Genomic DNA, 15,732 nt, shown 5'->3' with positions numbered 1-15,732 from the left:
AGGCAACAACAGCATGGACTACGTCATCAAGGGCGGGACCGTCGTCTCCCACGACGGCCGCCACCGCCACGACGTCGCGGTCTCCGGCGGGCGGATCGCCGCGGTCGGCGAGGGCCTCGCGAGCGGCGGCGTGCCCGAGGTGGACGCCACCGGCCTGCTCGTCCTGCCCGGCCTCGTGGACGTGCACGTGCACTTCCGCGAGCCCGGCATGACCGAGAAGGAGGACTTCGCCAGCGGCACCCGGGCCGCCGCCGCGGGCGGGGTCACCACGGTCGTGGACATGCCCAACACGGTGCCGCCCGTCGCGACCGCGGCCGGCTTCCAGGAGAAGCTGGACCTCGTCTCCGGCAAGGCGTACGTGGACTTCGGCCTGTACGGCATGCTCGGCCACGACAACGCGGCGGAGATGACCGAAATGGCCGAGCTCGGGGCCATGGGCTTCAAGCTGTTCATGGGCCAGACCACCGGCGACAACCGCTGCCCCGACGACGCCGCCATCTTCAAGGGCCTGGAGGCCGCCGCCGCGGCGGGCCTGGTGGTGGGCGCGCACGCCGAGAACGACCACCTGCTGCGCCTGTTCATCGACCGGCTCAAGGCCGAGGGCCGCACCGACCCGCGCGCCCACCTGGAGAGCCGGCCCGAGTTCGTCGAGGTCGAGGCCATCACCCGGTTCGTCACGCTGGCGAGCGCGGCCGGGACCAAGGCGCACATCCACCACCTGTCCACCGGGGCGGGGCTGCAGCGGGTCCGCGACCTGCGCGCCCAGGGGCACCGGGTCAGCGTCGAGGTGCTGGTCGCGCACCTGCACTTCGACGACTCGGCGTACGACACGCACGGCAACCTCATCAAGCTCAACCCGCCGATCCGGCCGGCCGCCGACGTGGCGGCGCTGTGGAAGGGCGTGGCCGGCGGCGACGTGGACGTCATCGCCACCGACCACGCCCCGCACACCGCCGCCGAGCAGGCGGAGCCGGACGTGTGGAAGGCGCACGGCGGGTTCGTCGGCGTGGAGACCATGCTGCCGCTGCTGCTGACCGCCGCCGCCGAGGGCACGCTGAGCGTCGAGGACGTCGTCCGGCTCACCTCCTACGGCCCGGCGCGCCGCTGGTCGATGCCGGGCAAGGGCCAGGTGTCGCCCGGATTCGACGCCGACCTCGTCCTGGTGGACCCCACGGCCGAGAGCGTGGTCACGGGCACGGAGCTGAAGTCCGCCCACGGCGTCACGCCGTACGAGGGCAGGAAGGTCACCGGCGCGGTCGTCGGCACGTACGTGCGCGGCCACCACGTCTTCGACCGCGGCCGGATCGTGGGCGGCCCGGCCGGACGGCAGGTGCGGCCCCGTGCCTGACAACGTGCCTGACAACCTGAGCCGGGCGGTCGAGAGCTGCCTGGAGGAGGCCGGCCTGGCGCACGGCGCGCCCGGCCCGGTGACGGCCGCGCTGGCCGGCATCGGCACCACCGCCCCGCACGCCGTGTCCGGCAGCCTGCTGCGCGACGCCATGGAACGGGCGCGGATCGAGGTCGCCTCCGCCCGCGCGTACGCGTCGCCGGGTGAGCTCGTCGCCGCCGACTGGGACCTCGCCCTCGTGCTGAGCCCTTGGAAGAAGGCGGTGTCCGGGCTCGTCAGCGAGGTGACCCCCGGGGCGGCGGCCACCGGGGTGATCGACACGATCGTCAGGGACGGCGCGCGCATGACCGGCGTCAACACCAACGGCTGGGCCGCCTGGGCGGCCATGGACACCCTGCTCGCCGGGCGGGAGCCCGCCACCGTGCTGGTGCTCGGCGCGGGCGGTTCGGCCGGGTCCGTCGCGCACGCCGTACGCCGGGCCTGGCCCGGGGCGCGGCTGGCGGGCAGCGCGCGCGACGCCGCCGCCCTGGCAGCCTGGGCGGGGGAGTACGACGCCGACGCCGTCGCCCCCGCCGACCTGGACCGTCCGGCCGACCTGATCGTCAACACCACGACCTGGGGGGAGACCGAGGACTCCGAGCGCCACCCGTTCGCCTTCCCGTTCGAGGCGATCGCCGCGCCGGGCGGGCGCCTGTTCGACCTGAACAACCGCACCTCCGCGCTGCAGGGCCTGGCGCTGCGCGCCGGGATGAGCGTCATGTCCGGCACGTACATGCAGCGGGTGACCAACGCCTGCCGCGCGGCCCTGGTCAGGGCGCGGGCCAAGGCGCCGCTGCGGTGACCGTACGCGAGCGGGTCTACCGCTACCTCCGCCAGCGCATCACCACCGGCCAGTACGCCGGCGGCTTCCGCCTGGTCGAGGAGCAGATCGCCGACGACCTCGGCGTGAGCCGCACCCCGATCCGCGAGGCGCTGCAGCGGCTGGCCAGCGACGGCCTCGTCCTGCGGGTGCGCCGCGGCCACCTGACCGTGGTCGAGCTCGACGCCGAGGCCAGGGCGGAGATGCACCTGCTGCGGGTGGCCTTCGACCAGGTGGCCGCCGGCCTGCTGGCGGCGAAGGCGGACCGGGTGAACTGGGCGCCCCTGTACGCCCTGCTGGACCCGCTGGCGCGGGCGATCGAGGAGCACGGCGTCGGCGGCCCGCAGTTCTCCATGGCCCACCTCGACCTGCACATGGCGATCAACCGGACGGCCTTCTCCACGATCACCTCGGGCTTCCTGGAACGCCAGGCGTTCCTGTACCCCACCGACGACTACGTCCAGCAGCCCGGCCACGAGCCGGTGTCGCAGCACCGGGCCCTGCTCGACGACCTGTCCAGCGGCGACGCCGAACGCGCCGTCACCGCCGTCCGCGTGCACGCGCTGCGCGGGCACGGCAACTCCACGCTTGAGGAGCGTCCTTGATGGATCAGCACGTCACCATGTTCGTCAACGGTCAGGCGATGAGCGGCGGTGAGCTGAACGACGCCCTGGCCGTGGCCCGCTTCACCGGGAAGGCGCGCACCGCGCCGCGCTACCGGTTCTACTCCTTCCACGACACCTTCCCCGGCCTGCTGCCGGCCGGCTCCGGCGGCTGGGGGGTGCCCGGCGAGACGTACGAGATCTCCTACGCCGACCTGCGCGAACGGCTGCTGCCCAGGGAGCCGTCCGAGCTGGAGCTGTCCGTGATCGAGCTGGAGGACGGCCGGGGCTCGCTCAGCATGGTCTGCCGGTCGGACCCGGCGGGCCTGCCGGGCGTCACCGAGATCATCGAGCCGGGCGGCTGGCGGGAGTACCTGGCCGGGCGGCTCGTCCGATGAGGCACCACCTGGGCTGCGCCCCCGGCACGGTCTCCTGGGGCGCGCTCCCCACCGGGCGGAGCGCGCCGGTCCTGGAGGTGGACAGCGGTGACGTGGTCGTCTTCGACACGGTGTCGCAGGAGGGGCTGATGCCCGACCAGGGGCGCGACCCGGTCGCCTACTTCGGCGCGTTCGGCGTGCCCGAGGCCGGGGTGCTCGACGAGGCGGCCGAGATCGCCGCCTCCGGGCTCGGCCCGGTGCTGGGCCCGCATCTCGTGCTCGGCCCCGTCCACGTGCGGCAGGCGCGGCCGGGGGACTGGCTGCGGGTGGAGTTCCTGGACCTCCGGCCCCGCGTGCCCTACGGGGTGATCTCCAGCCGGCACGGGCGCGGCGCGCTGCCCGGCGAGCTGCCGGGCAAGCCGCTGGTCAGCCGGTTCTGCTCGCTGACCCCCGACGGGCGGCACGCGGTCTTCGCGCACCGGGGCGGGCAGGCGCTGATCGAGGTCCGGCCGTTCCTCGGCCTGTGCGGCGTCACCCCGGCGGGCGAGGAGGCGCTCGGCACGATCCCGCCGGGGCCGTTCGGCGGCAACCTCGACCTGCGCGAGCTGACCGCGGGCAGCACGCTGCACCTGCCGGTGCAGACCGAGGGCGCCGGGTTCTACGTGGGCGATCCGCACTTCGCCCAGGGCAACGGCGAGGTCGCGCTGACCGCGCTGGAGGGCTCGCTGCGGGCGACCGTGCGCCTGTCCGTCGAACGCCCGCCCGCCGGCGGCACGCTCTGGCCCCTGGTGGAGACGCCGGACGCGTGGATCACGCTCGGCCTGGACGAGGACCTCGGCGAGGCCATGCGCCAGTGCGTGCGCCAGGCCGTCCACCTGCTGGGGGAGGTGGCCGGGATGAGCGCGGACGACGCCTACCTCTACCTCAGCGGGGCCGGCGACTTCTCCCTGACGCAGGTCGTGGACATCGTCCAGGGCGTGCACTGCCGCGTCTCCAAGACGCTGCTCGCCGGCCCGCCCGGCGGCGGGTCCGGGGGAAGGGCCGCTCTTGATCACTGAGACGGACCTGCGGCGGTTGCGCCGCTGCGTGGACCTGGCCGCCGAGGCGCTCGAGGCCGGGGACGAGCCGTTCGGCTCGGTGCTCACGGGCCCCTCGGGCGAGGTGCTGTTCGAGGAGCGCAACCGGGTGAACACGATCGACCGCACCTGCCACCCCGAGTTCGCGATCGCCCGGTGGGCGGCGGCGAACCTGTCGCCGGGGGAGCGCGCCGCGGCGACCGTGTACACCTCGGCCGAGCACTGCCCGATGTGCGCCGCCGCGCACGCCCTGGTCGGTCTCGGCCGCATCGTCTACGCCACCTCCAGGGAGCACCTGGCTCAGTGGCGCGCGGAGCGCGGCGCGCCGCCGAGCCCGCTCAGCTCCCTGCCCATCCGGGCCGTCGCGCCCGGCGTCGCGGTGGAGGGCCCGGTGCCGCGGTACGTCGAGGAGGTGCGCGCCCTGCACCACCGCCTGCCGACATGCTGAGACGGCTCCGGCTGAGACGGCTCCGGGCTGAGACGGCTCCGGCGGGGAGGTGACGAAGGCCGCGGATAGGATGCCCGCATGACTACCGAGCGGCCGGACGGCGTCCCCGCCGGAGACGATCTCGGCTGGACGCTCGGCGTGCTGCTGCGCGCCTACCAGGGCACGGTCGTCACCGTGCTCGGCGATCTGCCGCACGGCCCGCGCGGCTACCAGACCCTCGCCGCCGTGGTCGGCGGCGCGCACCCGACGCAGCTCGCCCTGGCCGCCCACCTGGGCATCGACCGCACCGTGCTGACCTACCTGCTCGACGACCTGGTGGCGGCCGGGCTGGTGGAGCGGCGGCTCAACCCGGCCGATCGCCGCCAGCGCCGGATCGTGGCGACCGGGGCGGGCACGCGCACGTTCGGGGAGCTGGAGCGGCGGGTGCGCGCGGCCGAGGACGGCCTGCTCGGCGCGCTCGACGCGGCCGAGCGCGACACCTTCAGGACGCTCCTGCGCCGGGTGGCCTGCGCCGTGCGCGACATCGAGCCGGCCACGGACCCGTGTGACGTGGCCGAGGAACTGCTCTCCGACGGGCGCTGAGCCGCAATTCCTTGCACGCGCATGGAATTTAGGTACGCAATCGGCTGTTGTGCAACTCGTCTGGGGCGGAGATAGTCTGCTCCACAACATATCTGCCTCGCTTCGGCGGAGGAGGAGCGCACCATGCCTGACTACGGGCACGACCTGCTGTTCGGGTCCTTCATCACCCCATCGAACGCCTCACCCGCACAGGTCGTCGCGCTGGCACAGGAGTCCGAGGCCGCCGGACTGGACCTGGCGACCTTCCAGGACCACCCCTACCAGCCCGCCCTCCTCGACACCTGGACGCTGCTGTCGTACGTCGCCGCCAGGACCGAGCGCATCCACCTGTCGGGCAACGTCGTCAACCTCCCGCTCCGCCCGCCGGCCACCCTGGCCAGGGCCGCGGCCAGCCTCGACCTGCTCAGCGGCGGCCGGTTCGAGCTGGGCCTCGGCGCGGGCGGCTTCTGGGACGCCATCGAGGCCATGGGCGGCCGGCGGCTCACCCCCGGGCAGGCCGTGGACGCGCTCAGCGAGGCCATCGACGTCATCCGCGGCGTCTGGGACGCGGGCAACCGGTCGCTGTTCCGGCTGGAGGGGACGTACTACCAGGTCGACGGGGCCAAGCGGGGTCCCGCACCGGCGCACGACGTCGGGATCTGGCTGGGCGCGTACAAGCCGAGGATGCTCCGCCTGACCGGCGCGAAGGCCGACGGCTGGCTGCCCTCGCTGCCGTACCTGCAGAGCCTGGACCAGATCGCCGAGAGCAACGCGATCATCGACGAGGCCGCGGCCGAGGCCGGCCGGGAGCCCGCCGCGATCCGCCGGCTGCTCAACATCACCGGGCGTTTCGGCGGATCCGGGGACCGGCTGCTGTCCGGCCCGCCCGCGCAGTGGGCGGAGCAGCTCGCGGTCCTCGCCCTGGAGTACGGCCTGTCCGGCTACATCCTCATGGCCGACGAGAGCGCGGTCATCCGGACGTTCGGCGAGGAGGTCGCGCCCGCGGTGCGCGAGCTGGTGGCCGGGGAACGCGCCCAGCGGGCCGGCACGCCGGAGGCCGGGCGATGAGCGAGATGCCCGAGCAGCCGCTTTCTGAGCAGCCCACGGCCGGGCAGCCCACGGCCGGGCAGCTCGCGGCCGGGTACGGTCGTCCGCTTCGGTTCGGGGTGCTGCTCACCCCCGGCGGCGAAGCGCCCGAGGCGGTGGTCGAGCGGGCGCTGCTCGCCGAGGAACTCGGCTACGACGTCGTGTCCCTGCGCGACGAGCCCGGCGGGGCCGACCCGTGGACGGCGCTGAGCTGGATCGCCGCGCGGACCGCCCGCGTCCGGCTGCTCGCGGGCGCGGCCGGCAACCCCGCCGTGGCGGCGCGGGCCGCCGCCGCCCTCGACCTGCTCTCGGACGGCCGCGTCGAGCTGACCCCGGCCGCCGGCCCGCCGTCCGCGCAGGGCGAGGCGATCGACGTCGTCCGCGGCATCTGGGCCACCCACGAGCGCGCGCCGCTGCGCTACGACGGGGAGCACCACCGCGTCGCGGGCGCCGAACGCGGCCCGGCCCCGGCGCACAACATCCCGATCTGGGTCGCCGGCGACACCCACCCCGGCGTGCTGCGCCTGGCCGCCGCCAAGGCCGACGGCTGGCTGCTCGCGCCGGGCGGCGAGAGCACCACTCAGACCCCCGGGACAGCGGCCGCCCCCAACGACGAGCTGACAGCCGCTCCCCGCCACGCCCCGGCGGTGGCTCCCCGGAACGCCCCGGCGGCCACTCCCCGGAACGCCCCGGCGGTGGCTCCCCGGAACGCTCCGGAGGTGGCTCCCAGGGACGACCTTGAGGTTCCCAGGGATGCGGCGGCCTTCCGGAACGAGCTGGCGGCGGCCAACGCCCTGATCGACGAGGCCGCCCGCGCGGCCGGGCGCGACCCGCGCGAGATCAGCCGCCTCGCCCACCTCACCGGCCGCTTCACCGCCGCCCCCGGCGGCTTCCTGACCGGCCCGCCGGAGCAGTGGGTGGCCGACCTGCTCCCGCTCGTCCGGCATGAGGCCCTCAGCACCCTCATCCTCGCCACCGACGACCCCGAGACCCTGCGCCGCTTCGCCACGGAGGTCGCCCCGGCCCTGCGCGCCGCGCTACCCACCACCCGGCCCGGTGCGCCGCGCAGCCTGTTCGTCCGCCGGCAGCGCCGCGAGGGCATCGACTACGACGCCATCCCCGCCGCCCTCGCGGCGTCGGCCGTCGAGCCGGGGGACGCCGCCTTCGCGCGCGTCCGCTCCACGTACCTGCGCGGCGGATCCCCCGGACTGGTCCTGCGCCCCGGCACGCCGGCCGAGGTCGGCCAGGCCGTCCGCTACGCCCGTACGCAGCCGGTCAAGCTGGCCGTACGCAGCGGTGGGCACGGCATCAGCGGACGCTCCACCAACAACGGCGGCATCGTCATCGACGTGTCCCGACTCAACGCCATCGACGTGCTCGACAAGGACACCCGCCGCATCCGCGTCGAACCCGGCGCGCGCTGGAGCGAGGTCGCCGCCGCGCTCGCCCCGCACGGCTGGGCGCTCACCTCCGGCGACCACGGCGGCGTCGGCGTCGGCGGGCTGGCCACCTCGGGAGGCATCGGCTGGTTCGTCCGCGAGCACGGCCTGACCATCGACCACCTGCGCGCCGTGGACCTGGTGCTGGCCGACGGCAGCCGCGTGCGCGCCGACGAGCGGGAGCACGCCGAGCTGTTCTGGGGCGTACGCGGCGCGGGGGCCAACTTCGGCATCGTGACCGCGTTCGAGTTCGAGGCCGACGAGGTGGGCGACATCGGGTTCGCCCAGCTCGTGGTGGACGCCACCGACACGGCGGGCTTCCTCCAGCGCTGGGGCGCCGCCATGGAGGCCGCCCCGCGTGACCTGACCAGCTCGCTCATCATCGGGCAGGCCCGCCCGGGGCAGCCGCTCATCGGCCAGATCATGGCCGTCGTGGACTCCGGCGACGCCGGCACGATCATCGAGCGCCTGCAGCCGATCGCCGCCGCCGCGCCGCTGCTCGACCACTCGATCCAGATCCTGCCGTACGAGGCGATCATGCACGTGCCGCACGCCGTCCACGACGCCCAGGGCGAGCCGGTGACCAGGTCCGGGCTCGCCGACCATCTCACGCCGGAACTGTCCGCCGCGGCCGGGCGGCTGGTCGCGAGCGGGCGGGTGTACTTCTTCCAGGTGCGCTCGGTGGGCGGCGCCGCCTCCGACGTGCCCCCGGACGCCACCGCGTACGCGGGCCGCTCGGCGAACTTCTCGCTGGTGGCCTTCGGCCCCGGCCGGCGCGCGCTCGACGAGCTGTGGGACGGGATGCTGGGCCACTTCTCCGGCCAGTACATCAACTTCGAGACCGACCGGCGTCCCGAGCGCCTCCTGGAGGCATACCCCGAGCCCACGCTGGGACGGCTGCGCGCGCTCAAGCGCCGCTACGACCCGGACAACGTCTTCCGCGACAACTTCAACATCACCCCGGCGGAGGGGTGAGCGGCGGCCACGTCAGGCGAGGTCCCACAGCAGCCGGTAGTAGGCGAGGCGCTCCTCGTCCGGTTTGATGCCGTACCCCTCGTAGACGTGGCCGTCGTATCCGGGCCCGTAGTCGCCCTCCGTGCTCCAGGCCGCGACCGCGAGATCCGCCCACCGGTCGGCCAGGCCGAGCGAGCCGAGATCGACGTGCGCGGCGAACGTGCCGTCGTCGTGCAGCAGCGTGTTCGGCACGCACGCGTCGCCGTGGCAGACGACCAGCCGGTCGATCGGCGGCGGGTCGCCGATGCGGGCCCGCGCCCCGGCCAGGCCGAGGTGCCGGTGCTCGGGGGCCCAGTTCTCAGGGCCCTCGCCGTCGGCGATGCGCTCGTCGGCCCGGCGCAGCCGCCGCGCCACCCCCCAGTCGAACGGGCACCCGGTGACGGGCAGCGCGTCGTGCAGCAGGCGCAGCCCCCGGCCGATCGCGGTCGCCGCGACGGCCGGGTCGGCCGCCCAGCGCGCGTCCACCGCGGAGACGCCGGGCACGGCGGCCGTCACCAGCCACGCGCCGACGGCGTCCACGCCGTGCTCCAGCGGCGGCGGCACCGCCGTCCACCGCTGCGCCCAGGCCAGCCGCTCGGCCTCGCCGACCAGGTCGATCTCGGGCGTGCCGGCGGCCACCCACTTGGCGTACCTCGTGACGCCGCCCGGCCCGTCGAGGCGGAACGTCAGCCCGCCCAGCTCGTTGCGCCACACGGGGGTGATCTCGTCGCCGCGGGCCAGCGCGGTGATCACCTCGGGGACGGGCACCGGACCGGCCGGGACTTCGGCGTTCGCGCTCATCAGGACATGATCTTGCCATGAAGGCGTGCGCGGCAAACGGTTTTCCCGGCCGCGGCCGGCGGCTTGACCTTGACGCGGCGGCAACGTCTTCACTGGAGGTCCGGGACGACCGCCGTCCCGCCGACCCGGAGAGGCGTGTGAAACCCATGATCCTGCCGTTCGACCGGCCCGGCCCGCTCACCCCGCCGCCCGAGTACGCGCGGCTGCGCGAGAACACCCCCGTCGCCCGGGTGCGGACCCCGGACGGCCGCCCCGCCTGGCTCGTCACCTCCTACGACGCCGCCGTCGCCGTCCTGTCCGACCGCCGCTTCGGCCTCGCGCCGCCCGGCGGCGCGTACCCGGGGAACGAGACGCTGTTCCAGGACGGCGAGGCGCACGCGCGGCTGCGGCGGCTGGTGTCGAAGGCGTTCGGCCCGCGCGCGATCGAGGCGCTGCGCGCCCGCGCCGAGCGGGTCGCGGACGATCACGTCGCCGCGCTCGCCCGCTCGGGCCCGCCCGCCGACCTCGTGGCCGGGCTGGCCGCGCCGATCTCGATCACGGTCATCGGCGAACTGCTCGGCGTGGATCCCGGCGACCGCGAGCGCTTCCGGGACCTGGCGGGAGCCGGGGGCGCCGACTTCGTGTTCGGCGACGAGGAGGAGACGGCCCGCGCCGCGCGCGCCTGGGAGGAACTCACCGCGTACGCGGCCACGCTGGTCGAGGCCAGGCGGGCGGCTCCGGCGGCCGATCTGCTCAGCTCGCTGATCGCGGTGCGCGACACCGGGGACGGGCGGCTCGGTGACGGAGAGCTGGCCGCCCTGGCCGCCACGATCGTGTCCGCCGGGCACCTGTCGGCCCGCAACGCGATCTCCACGGCCGTGCTCCGGCTGCTCGTCGAAGGGGACGGGCACTGGCCCGCCGAGGCCGCCGGCACCGGGGAACGGCTCGACGCCGTCGTCGAGGAGGCGCTGCGGCTGCAGTCGGGGCTGACCGGCGAGCCCTTCCCGCGCTTCGCGCAGACCGGCCTCGACCTCGCCGGGGTCGCGATCGCCGCCGGTGACCCGGTGCTGGTCCGGCTGGAGGCCGCGCACCGCGACCCGCGGCGCTTCGCCGACCCCGACGCGTTCCTGCCGGGGCGCGCCGCCGGGCCGTCGCTGGTGTTCGGGCACGGTCCGCACTACTGCCTCGGCGCGCCGCTGGCCCGCCTGGAGGTGCGGGCCGCGCTCGCCGCCCTGGCCCGCGGGCTGCCCGGCCTGCGCCTGATCGGCACGGCGGACGACGTCGCCTGGACCCGCGACGGGGCCGACGCGGGCCCGGCGGCCCTGCACGTCACCTGGTGACCGCCGAAGCCCGCACCCGGCGCCTCCGCGATCCCGGGAGGCCCCGGTGACCGGTCAGCCGTGCGCCCCGGTGCCGCGCAGCAGGAGGGTGACGAACCCGAGGACGCCCCGGTAACCGGTCAGCCACAGGTCCCGGTGTTCGCGGGCGGCGGCCAGTGCCGCGTCGCCGTCCGGGCCCGGGTGGTCGAGGGCCCAGCGGGTGAGCGAGCCGGTCCAGGACCACTCGTACTCGTCCCACTCGGCCAGCGTGCTCGTGTGCGCGTGCACGGTGGCGTACCCGGCGCTCTCCACGCGGGCCACCGTCTCGGCCAGGTCGGCGTACTCGCCGGGCTCGGCGCCCAGGCGGGTGAGCAGTTCGGGCGACGGGGTGCGCTCCCAGAAGCCCTCGCCGACGAGGGCCAGCCCGGAGGACGGCCGCAGATGCTCGCGCACGGCGCCCAGGGTCGGCCCGAGGCCGCCGAAGGCGTGCGTGGCGCCCACGCACAGCACCAGGTCGTACGGCTCGGCGGCGGTGAAGCCGGCCGCAGGGGCGTGGTGCAGGCGCAGCCGGTCGGACAGCCCGAGCCGCCCGGCCCGCTCGGCGGCCACGTCCAGCGCGGCCTTCGAGATGTCCACCCCGTCGGCCGTCGCGTCGGGGTAGCGGGCCAGCGCCCTGGTCAGCCAGACCGCCTCGCCGCAGCCGAGATCGAGGACGCGGGCCCGCGCGGGCAGCTTCGCCCGCTGGAGCAGCCGATCGAGGCCGTCCTCGGTGATGGGGGCGGAGATGGGGTGGTCGGCGTGGGCATGCAGGCTGATCAGGTCACGTTCCATTCGGTGCAGGATGCCCCATCGGCGGTCACCGCGGCAAAGGGAAAGATTCCCAGGGATTTCTTGTCACACCTGTCGTGTTGGATCCGTCATAGCGATGGCCCCGGATGACCCCGGGGCCGATGAACGACCACATGGGGGAGTACGACATGACGAACACGGATCTGCGCGCCGCGGTGCGCGGCCCGGTGCTGCTGCCCGGCGACGCCGGGTTCGAGCAGGCGGCCACGCCGTGGAACGTGTCGGTGCACCAGCCGGTGGCGGCCGTGGTGGAGGCCGAGGACGCCGCCGACGTGGCGGCCCTGGTCCGCTACGCGGCCGGCACGGGCCTGACGGTGACCGCCCAGGCGGGTGGCCACGGCGCGTCCGGCGACGCCGAGGGCGTCATCCTGCTGCGCACCGGCCGGCTGCGTGAGCTGCGGGTGCGCGGTGCGGAGCGGGTGGCCAAGGTGGGCGCCGGCGTGAAGTGGGGCGAGCTGCTGGCCGAGACCGGGCCGCTCGGCCTGACCGGGCTGGCGGGCAGCAGCCCGATCGTGAGCGTGACCGGCTACACCCTCGGGGGCGGCCTGAGCTGGTTCAGCCGCCGGTACGGCTTCGCGGCCGACAGCGTGCGCTCCTTCGACGTGGTGCGCGCCGACGGCGAGCAGGCCACGGTGAGCGCGAGCTCCGACCCCGACCTGTTCTGGGCGCTGCGCGGCGGCGGCGGTGACTTCGCGCTGGTCACGGCCGTCGAGTTCGACCTGCATCCGGCGCCCGCCCTGTTCGGGGGCCGGATGATCTGGCCGGGGCACCGCACCCGCGAGGTGTTCGAGGCCTTCCGCGAGATCACCGCGGAGGCGCCCGACGAGCTGGCGGTGTGGTTCAACCGGTTCCAGTTCCCGCAGGCGCCGCCCATGGTCGGCCTCGACGTCGCCTTCCTCGGCGAGGAGGGCGACGCGCGCACGCTGCTGGCCAAGCTCGACACGATCGACGACGTGATCGCCGACAAGCGGGGCCCGGTGGCCGTCGCCGACCTGGGCTCCATCGCCGACGAGCCGACCGACCCGTCCGCCGGCCGCTCCCGCGCCGAACTGCTCACCGGCCTCGACGACCAGGCGGCGAAGGTGCTGCTCGACACGCCGCTGGAGCCCGTGCTCGCCCTGCAGCTCAGGCACCTGGGCGGGGCGCTGGCCGCGGCCCGCCCGGACGCGGGGCCGAGCGGGCCGGTGACCGAGCCGTACCTGCTCTACCTGCTGGGTCTCGCGGTCACCCCCGAGCTGTCGGCGGCCGTGGGCGAGCGGCAGGAGCGGTTCGCGGCCGAGCTGGGCGGGCTGGTCAGCGGGCGTAAGCCGTACACGATGCTGGGGCGCGGCGAGCGGGCCGCGGCGGCCTTCACCGAGTCCGACCTCGCCCGGCTGCGGGAGGTCAAGCGGGTGCGCGACCCGCGCGGCGTCCTGCGGGCCAACTTCCCCGTCCTCGCATAGCCCGCCGCGCCCGGCCCCCGGCCACGGCAGTGGCGGGGGCCTGGCAGGCTGGACGGCATGTATCCCGCTTCCGCCCTCGGCGAGTTCCTCCGATCCCGCAGGGCCCGGCTGCGCCCCGAGGACCTCGGGCTCAGCTCCGGCGTCCGGCACCGGCGGGTGGCCGGGCTGCGCAGGGAGGAGGTGGCGCCGCTGGCCGGGGTCAGCGTCGGCTACTACACGCGGATGGAGCAGGGGCAGAGCCCCAACGTCTCCGACGAGGTGCTCGACGCCGTCGCCCGCGTCCTGCGGCTGGACGACGACGAGGTGGCCCACCTGCACCGGCTGGCGCGCGCCGTGCGGGCCCGGCGGCGGGCGCGGCCCGAACGGCTGCGTCCCGGCATCGGCGTGATGGTCGCCTCCTTCGCCGAGGCGCCCGCCATCGCGGTGGGCCGGCGCGGCGACATCCTGGCGTGGAACCGGCTGGGGCACGCCCTGCTCGCCCCCCACTGGCCCTTCGACGGCGTCAGGAGGCCGAACTTCGTCCGCCTCGACTTCCTCGAACCGGGCTTCTCCCGCGCGCTCTACCCCGACTGGGAGCGCAAGGCCCGCGACGACATCGCCTATCTCGCCGGGTCGCTGAGCCGCTTCCCCGGCGACGAAGGGCTGAGCGCGCTGATCGATGAGCTCTCGGCGCTCAGCCCCGAGTTCCGCACGCTGTGGGCCGAGCATCCGGTGAGCAACTGCGCGTCCATCACGCGCGACTACCGGCATCCGGACGTCGGCCTGCTGACGCTCACCGCCGAGTTCCTGCGCACCCCCGACGACGAGGGCCAGGGGGTGACGGTCTTCCAGGCCGAGACGGGCTCGCCGTCGCATGACCGCCTGCGACGGCTGGCGGGTCTCTCCGCGGTCACCTGAGGATCAGGCGGCGGGGGAGAACCCCGTCGTCCGGCGCAGCAGCACCCCCGCGGCGACCGCACCGGCCAGCGCGACCGCCCCGGCCATCAGGAAGGCGGAGTGCAACCCGCCCAGCGTCGCCTCGGCGACCCCGGTGACAGCGAGCGCCCCGCTCCGCGCGGCGGCGACCGCGCTGAGCCCGGCCACCCCGATCGCGCCGATGAACGTGGGCAACTGGGCCAGACCGGCGGCGACGCCCTGATCGGCCTCCGGCAGGCCGGAGGTGATCGTGGCGACGGCCGCCACCACCGCCAGGACGTGCCCGAAGCCCATCGCGCCCGACGTCGCCAGCAGCAGGCCCAGCCCGCCCTCGGCGGGCAGGAGCACCATCGCGGCGGTGCCCGCGCCCTGCACGGTCAGGCCGGTCACGATGGCCGTCACCAGGCCCCGGGCGCCGATCAGCCGCGCCGCGAGCGTCCCGGCGACCAGGGCCGCGACGCCCTCGCCGAGGAAGGCGAGCCCGGTCTGCAGCGGCGTGAACCCCAGGACGTCCTGCATGTGGATGCTGAGCAGCAGCGTCGCCCCGCCGCACATCCCGAACGTGACCACCCCCACCGCCATGCCCCACGCGACGCTCGGCCGGCGCAGCAGACGCGGCGGGACGAGCGGCACCGGATGCCGCGTCTCGACGGCGAGGAACGCGCCGAGGAGCAGCGCCGCCGCCGACAGCGTCACGAGGGTGGGCCCACTGGCCCAGCCCGCCTGGTCGCCGGTCGAGATGCCGTAGACCAGGGCGAACAGGCCGCCGCCGGCCAGCAGCGCGCCGGGCACGTCCAGCCGGGTCCGGGTCCGGCCGCCCGGCTCGCGGACCACCGTCAGCGCGCCGAGCAGCACCAGGACGCCGATGAGGGCCAGCAGGAGCATGGTCCACCGCCAGTTCAGCCCGCTGGTGATGAGGCCGCCGCCGATCGTCCCGGCGACGAACCCCAGCGACAGCAGCGCCCCGTTGACCCCCAGTGCCCGGGTGCGCCGCGGCCCCTCGGGGAACGCGCTCGTCAGCAACGCCAGCGCGGCCGGGCCGATCATCGCCGCCGCGACGCCCTGCCCGGCGCGCGCCGCCACCAGCAGCCCGGGGCTCGGCACCAGCCCGGCCAGCAGCGAGAACGCGGTGAACAGCGCCACCCCGGCGACGAACAGCCGGCGTCTGCCCACCAGGTCGCAGACCCGCCCGAACAGCGGCATCAGCGCGGCGGTCGGCAGCAGGCACGCGGTGGCCACCCACTGCAGGGCCGCCGCGCTCGCGAAGCCCAGGTCCCGGCCGATCTCCGGCAGCGCCACCGTGATGATCGAATAGTCCAGGCCGGTCATGAACGTCGCGCCGCACAAGGTGAACAGGACGAGCCGGCCGCGCGAGCCCAGCCGGGCCGCGTTCCGCAAGGTCTCCGCAGTCATGGCGACCAGCGTGCGCCCGCGCCGGCGCGGCTGCCAGCGCCCTGCCGGAGGTACACCTGCCAGGTGCAGGCTCGTAGCGTCAGGCTCGCAGTGCCAGTCTCGCGGCGTCAGCCGCCCGGACGGACGCCGTGGTAGTGCGGCAGGTCGAGCGGCGGCACAGGGAAGCCACCGGCCGTCGGCTCCTCGGACAGTTGCTCGAACTCGGCGTCCACCTGTGCCTTGCGC

Annotated in this window: 15 protein-coding genes; 12 read left to right on the top strand and 3 right to left on the bottom strand. The window is 75.4% G+C overall.

Annotation, left to right across the window (positions count from 1 at the left end):
• The first annotated feature begins 13 nt into the window (after positions 1-13).
• The 9 genes from allB to FAF44_RS18750 all read left to right on the top strand — a co-directional run bounded on the left by allB (position 14) and on the right by FAF44_RS18750 (position 8,771).
• Positions 14-1,348: an allantoinase AllB gene (gene allB, locus FAF44_RS18785; RefSeq protein ID WP_237104491.1), complete on the top strand. Its 1,335-nt coding sequence runs from the start codon at positions 14-16 to the stop codon at positions 1,346-1,348.
• Complete coding sequence (locus tag FAF44_RS55815) at positions 1,341-2,189, top strand: hypothetical protein (RefSeq protein WP_237104490.1); 849 nt, start codon at positions 1,341-1,343, stop codon at positions 2,187-2,189. Before allB ends, FAF44_RS55815 begins: the two co-directional genes overlap by 8 nt.
• Positions 2,186-2,812 (top strand): GntR family transcriptional regulator, encoded by a 627-nt coding sequence (locus tag FAF44_RS55810; RefSeq protein WP_237104489.1) that lies wholly within the window; start codon positions 2,186-2,188, stop codon positions 2,810-2,812. The genes FAF44_RS55815 and FAF44_RS55810 overlap by 4 nt, the downstream gene beginning before the upstream one ends.
• Positions 2,812-3,207, top strand: a complete 396-nt coding sequence (locus FAF44_RS18770) for a gamma-glutamylcyclotransferase (RefSeq protein ID WP_237104488.1) — start codon at positions 2,812-2,814, stop codon at positions 3,205-3,207. Before FAF44_RS55810 ends, FAF44_RS18770 begins: the two co-directional genes overlap by 1 nt.
• Entirely contained in the window at positions 3,204-4,244 is a 1,041-nt protein-coding gene (locus FAF44_RS18765; RefSeq protein ID WP_237104487.1) for an acetamidase/formamidase family protein, read from the top strand. The genes FAF44_RS18770 and FAF44_RS18765 overlap by 4 nt, the downstream gene beginning before the upstream one ends.
• A complete protein-coding gene (locus tag FAF44_RS18760) occupies positions 4,234-4,710 on the top strand; it encodes a nucleoside deaminase (RefSeq protein ID WP_237104486.1) in 477 nt (158 codons plus the stop codon). The genes FAF44_RS18765 and FAF44_RS18760 overlap by 11 nt, the downstream gene beginning before the upstream one ends.
• 78 nt (positions 4,711-4,788) lie before the next feature.
• Positions 4,789-5,292: a MarR family winged helix-turn-helix transcriptional regulator gene (locus tag FAF44_RS18755; protein WP_237104485.1), complete on the top strand. Its 504-nt coding sequence runs from the start codon at positions 4,789-4,791 to the stop codon at positions 5,290-5,292.
• A gap of 123 nt (positions 5,293-5,415) precedes the next feature.
• Positions 5,416-6,339, top strand: a complete 924-nt coding sequence (locus tag FAF44_RS56390) for an LLM class flavin-dependent oxidoreductase (RefSeq protein WP_368857765.1) — start codon at positions 5,416-5,418, stop codon at positions 6,337-6,339.
• Complete coding sequence (locus FAF44_RS18750; RefSeq protein WP_368857764.1) at positions 6,336-8,771, top strand: LLM class flavin-dependent oxidoreductase; 2,436 nt, start codon at positions 6,336-6,338, stop codon at positions 8,769-8,771. The genes FAF44_RS56390 and FAF44_RS18750 overlap by 4 nt, the downstream gene beginning before the upstream one ends.
• Positions 8,772-8,783: 12 nt before the next feature.
• On the opposite strand, the gene FAF44_RS18745 is transcribed toward FAF44_RS18750, so the two are convergent.
• Entirely contained in the window at positions 8,784-9,590 is an 807-nt protein-coding gene (locus FAF44_RS18745; RefSeq protein WP_237104484.1) for an aminoglycoside 3'-phosphotransferase, read from the bottom strand.
• Between the two features lie 146 nt (positions 9,591-9,736).
• Here FAF44_RS18745 and FAF44_RS18740 point away from each other — a divergent pair, with 146 nt between their 5' ends.
• Positions 9,737-10,909 carry a cytochrome P450 gene (locus FAF44_RS18740; protein ID WP_237104528.1) on the top strand — a complete coding sequence of 391 codons (1,173 nt, stop codon included), beginning with the start codon at positions 9,737-9,739 and terminating at the stop codon, positions 10,907-10,909.
• 54 nt (positions 10,910-10,963) lie between these two features.
• Here FAF44_RS18740 and FAF44_RS18735 read toward each other — a convergent pair whose 3' ends face one another.
• The gene (locus FAF44_RS18735) at positions 10,964-11,719 is read right to left on the bottom strand and encodes a cyclopropane-fatty-acyl-phospholipid synthase family protein (RefSeq protein WP_237104483.1); all 756 of its coding nucleotides are present in this window, start codon (positions 11,717-11,719) and stop codon (positions 10,964-10,966) included.
• A gap of 146 nt (positions 11,720-11,865) precedes the next feature.
• Here FAF44_RS18735 and FAF44_RS18730 point away from each other — a divergent pair, with 146 nt between their 5' ends.
• Positions 11,866-13,179, top strand: a complete 1,314-nt coding sequence (locus FAF44_RS18730) for an FAD-binding oxidoreductase (protein WP_237104482.1) — start codon at positions 11,866-11,868, stop codon at positions 13,177-13,179.
• A 57-nt stretch (positions 13,180-13,236) separates the two neighbouring features.
• A complete protein-coding gene (locus tag FAF44_RS18725; RefSeq protein WP_237104481.1) occupies positions 13,237-14,076 on the top strand; it encodes a helix-turn-helix transcriptional regulator in 840 nt (279 codons plus the stop codon).
• Positions 14,077-14,079: 3 nt separating this feature from the next.
• Here the strand turns inward: FAF44_RS18725 and FAF44_RS18720 are convergent, their stop codons facing one another.
• Entirely contained in the window at positions 14,080-15,507 is a 1,428-nt protein-coding gene (locus FAF44_RS18720) for an MFS transporter (protein ID WP_237104480.1), read from the bottom strand.
• Positions 15,508-15,732: the final 225 nt, after the last annotated feature.

Source organism: Nonomuraea sp. MG754425 (assembly GCF_021699195.1).
Taxonomy (GTDB): Bacteria; Actinomycetota; Actinomycetes; order Streptosporangiales; family Streptosporangiaceae; genus Nonomuraea.
The sequence above is the reverse complement of the archived record's forward strand: the minus strand, read 5'-3'. Positions and strand labels throughout refer to the sequence as shown.

Coding starts and splice junctions, on each gene's coding strand:
- FAF44_RS18720 (WP_237104480.1), bottom strand. CDS start 15,507: ATGACTGCGGAGACCTTGCGGAACGCGGCCCGGCTGGGCTCGCGCGGC.
- FAF44_RS18765 (WP_237104487.1), top strand. CDS start 3,204: ATGAGGCACCACCTGGGCTGCGCCCCCGGCACGGTCTCCTGGGGCGCG.
- FAF44_RS18735 (WP_237104483.1), bottom strand. CDS start 11,719: ATGGAACGTGACCTGATCAGCCTGCATGCCCACGCCGACCACCCCATC.
- FAF44_RS56390 (WP_368857765.1), top strand. CDS start 5,416: ATGCCTGACTACGGGCACGACCTGCTGTTCGGGTCCTTCATCACCCCA.
- FAF44_RS18770 (WP_237104488.1), top strand. CDS start 2,812: ATGGATCAGCACGTCACCATGTTCGTCAACGGTCAGGCGATGAGCGGC.
- FAF44_RS18745 (WP_237104484.1), bottom strand. CDS start 9,590: ATGAGCGCGAACGCCGAAGTCCCGGCCGGTCCGGTGCCCGTCCCCGAG.
- allB (WP_237104491.1), top strand. CDS start 14: ATGGACTACGTCATCAAGGGCGGGACCGTCGTCTCCCACGACGGCCGC.
- FAF44_RS18755 (WP_237104485.1), top strand. CDS start 4,789: ATGACTACCGAGCGGCCGGACGGCGTCCCCGCCGGAGACGATCTCGGC.
- FAF44_RS18740 (WP_237104528.1), top strand. CDS start 9,737: ATGATCCTGCCGTTCGACCGGCCCGGCCCGCTCACCCCGCCGCCCGAG.
- FAF44_RS18730 (WP_237104482.1), top strand. CDS start 11,866: ATGACGAACACGGATCTGCGCGCCGCGGTGCGCGGCCCGGTGCTGCTG.
- FAF44_RS18725 (WP_237104481.1), top strand. CDS start 13,237: ATGTATCCCGCTTCCGCCCTCGGCGAGTTCCTCCGATCCCGCAGGGCC.
- FAF44_RS18750 (WP_368857764.1), top strand. CDS start 6,336: ATGAGCGAGATGCCCGAGCAGCCGCTTTCTGAGCAGCCCACGGCCGGG.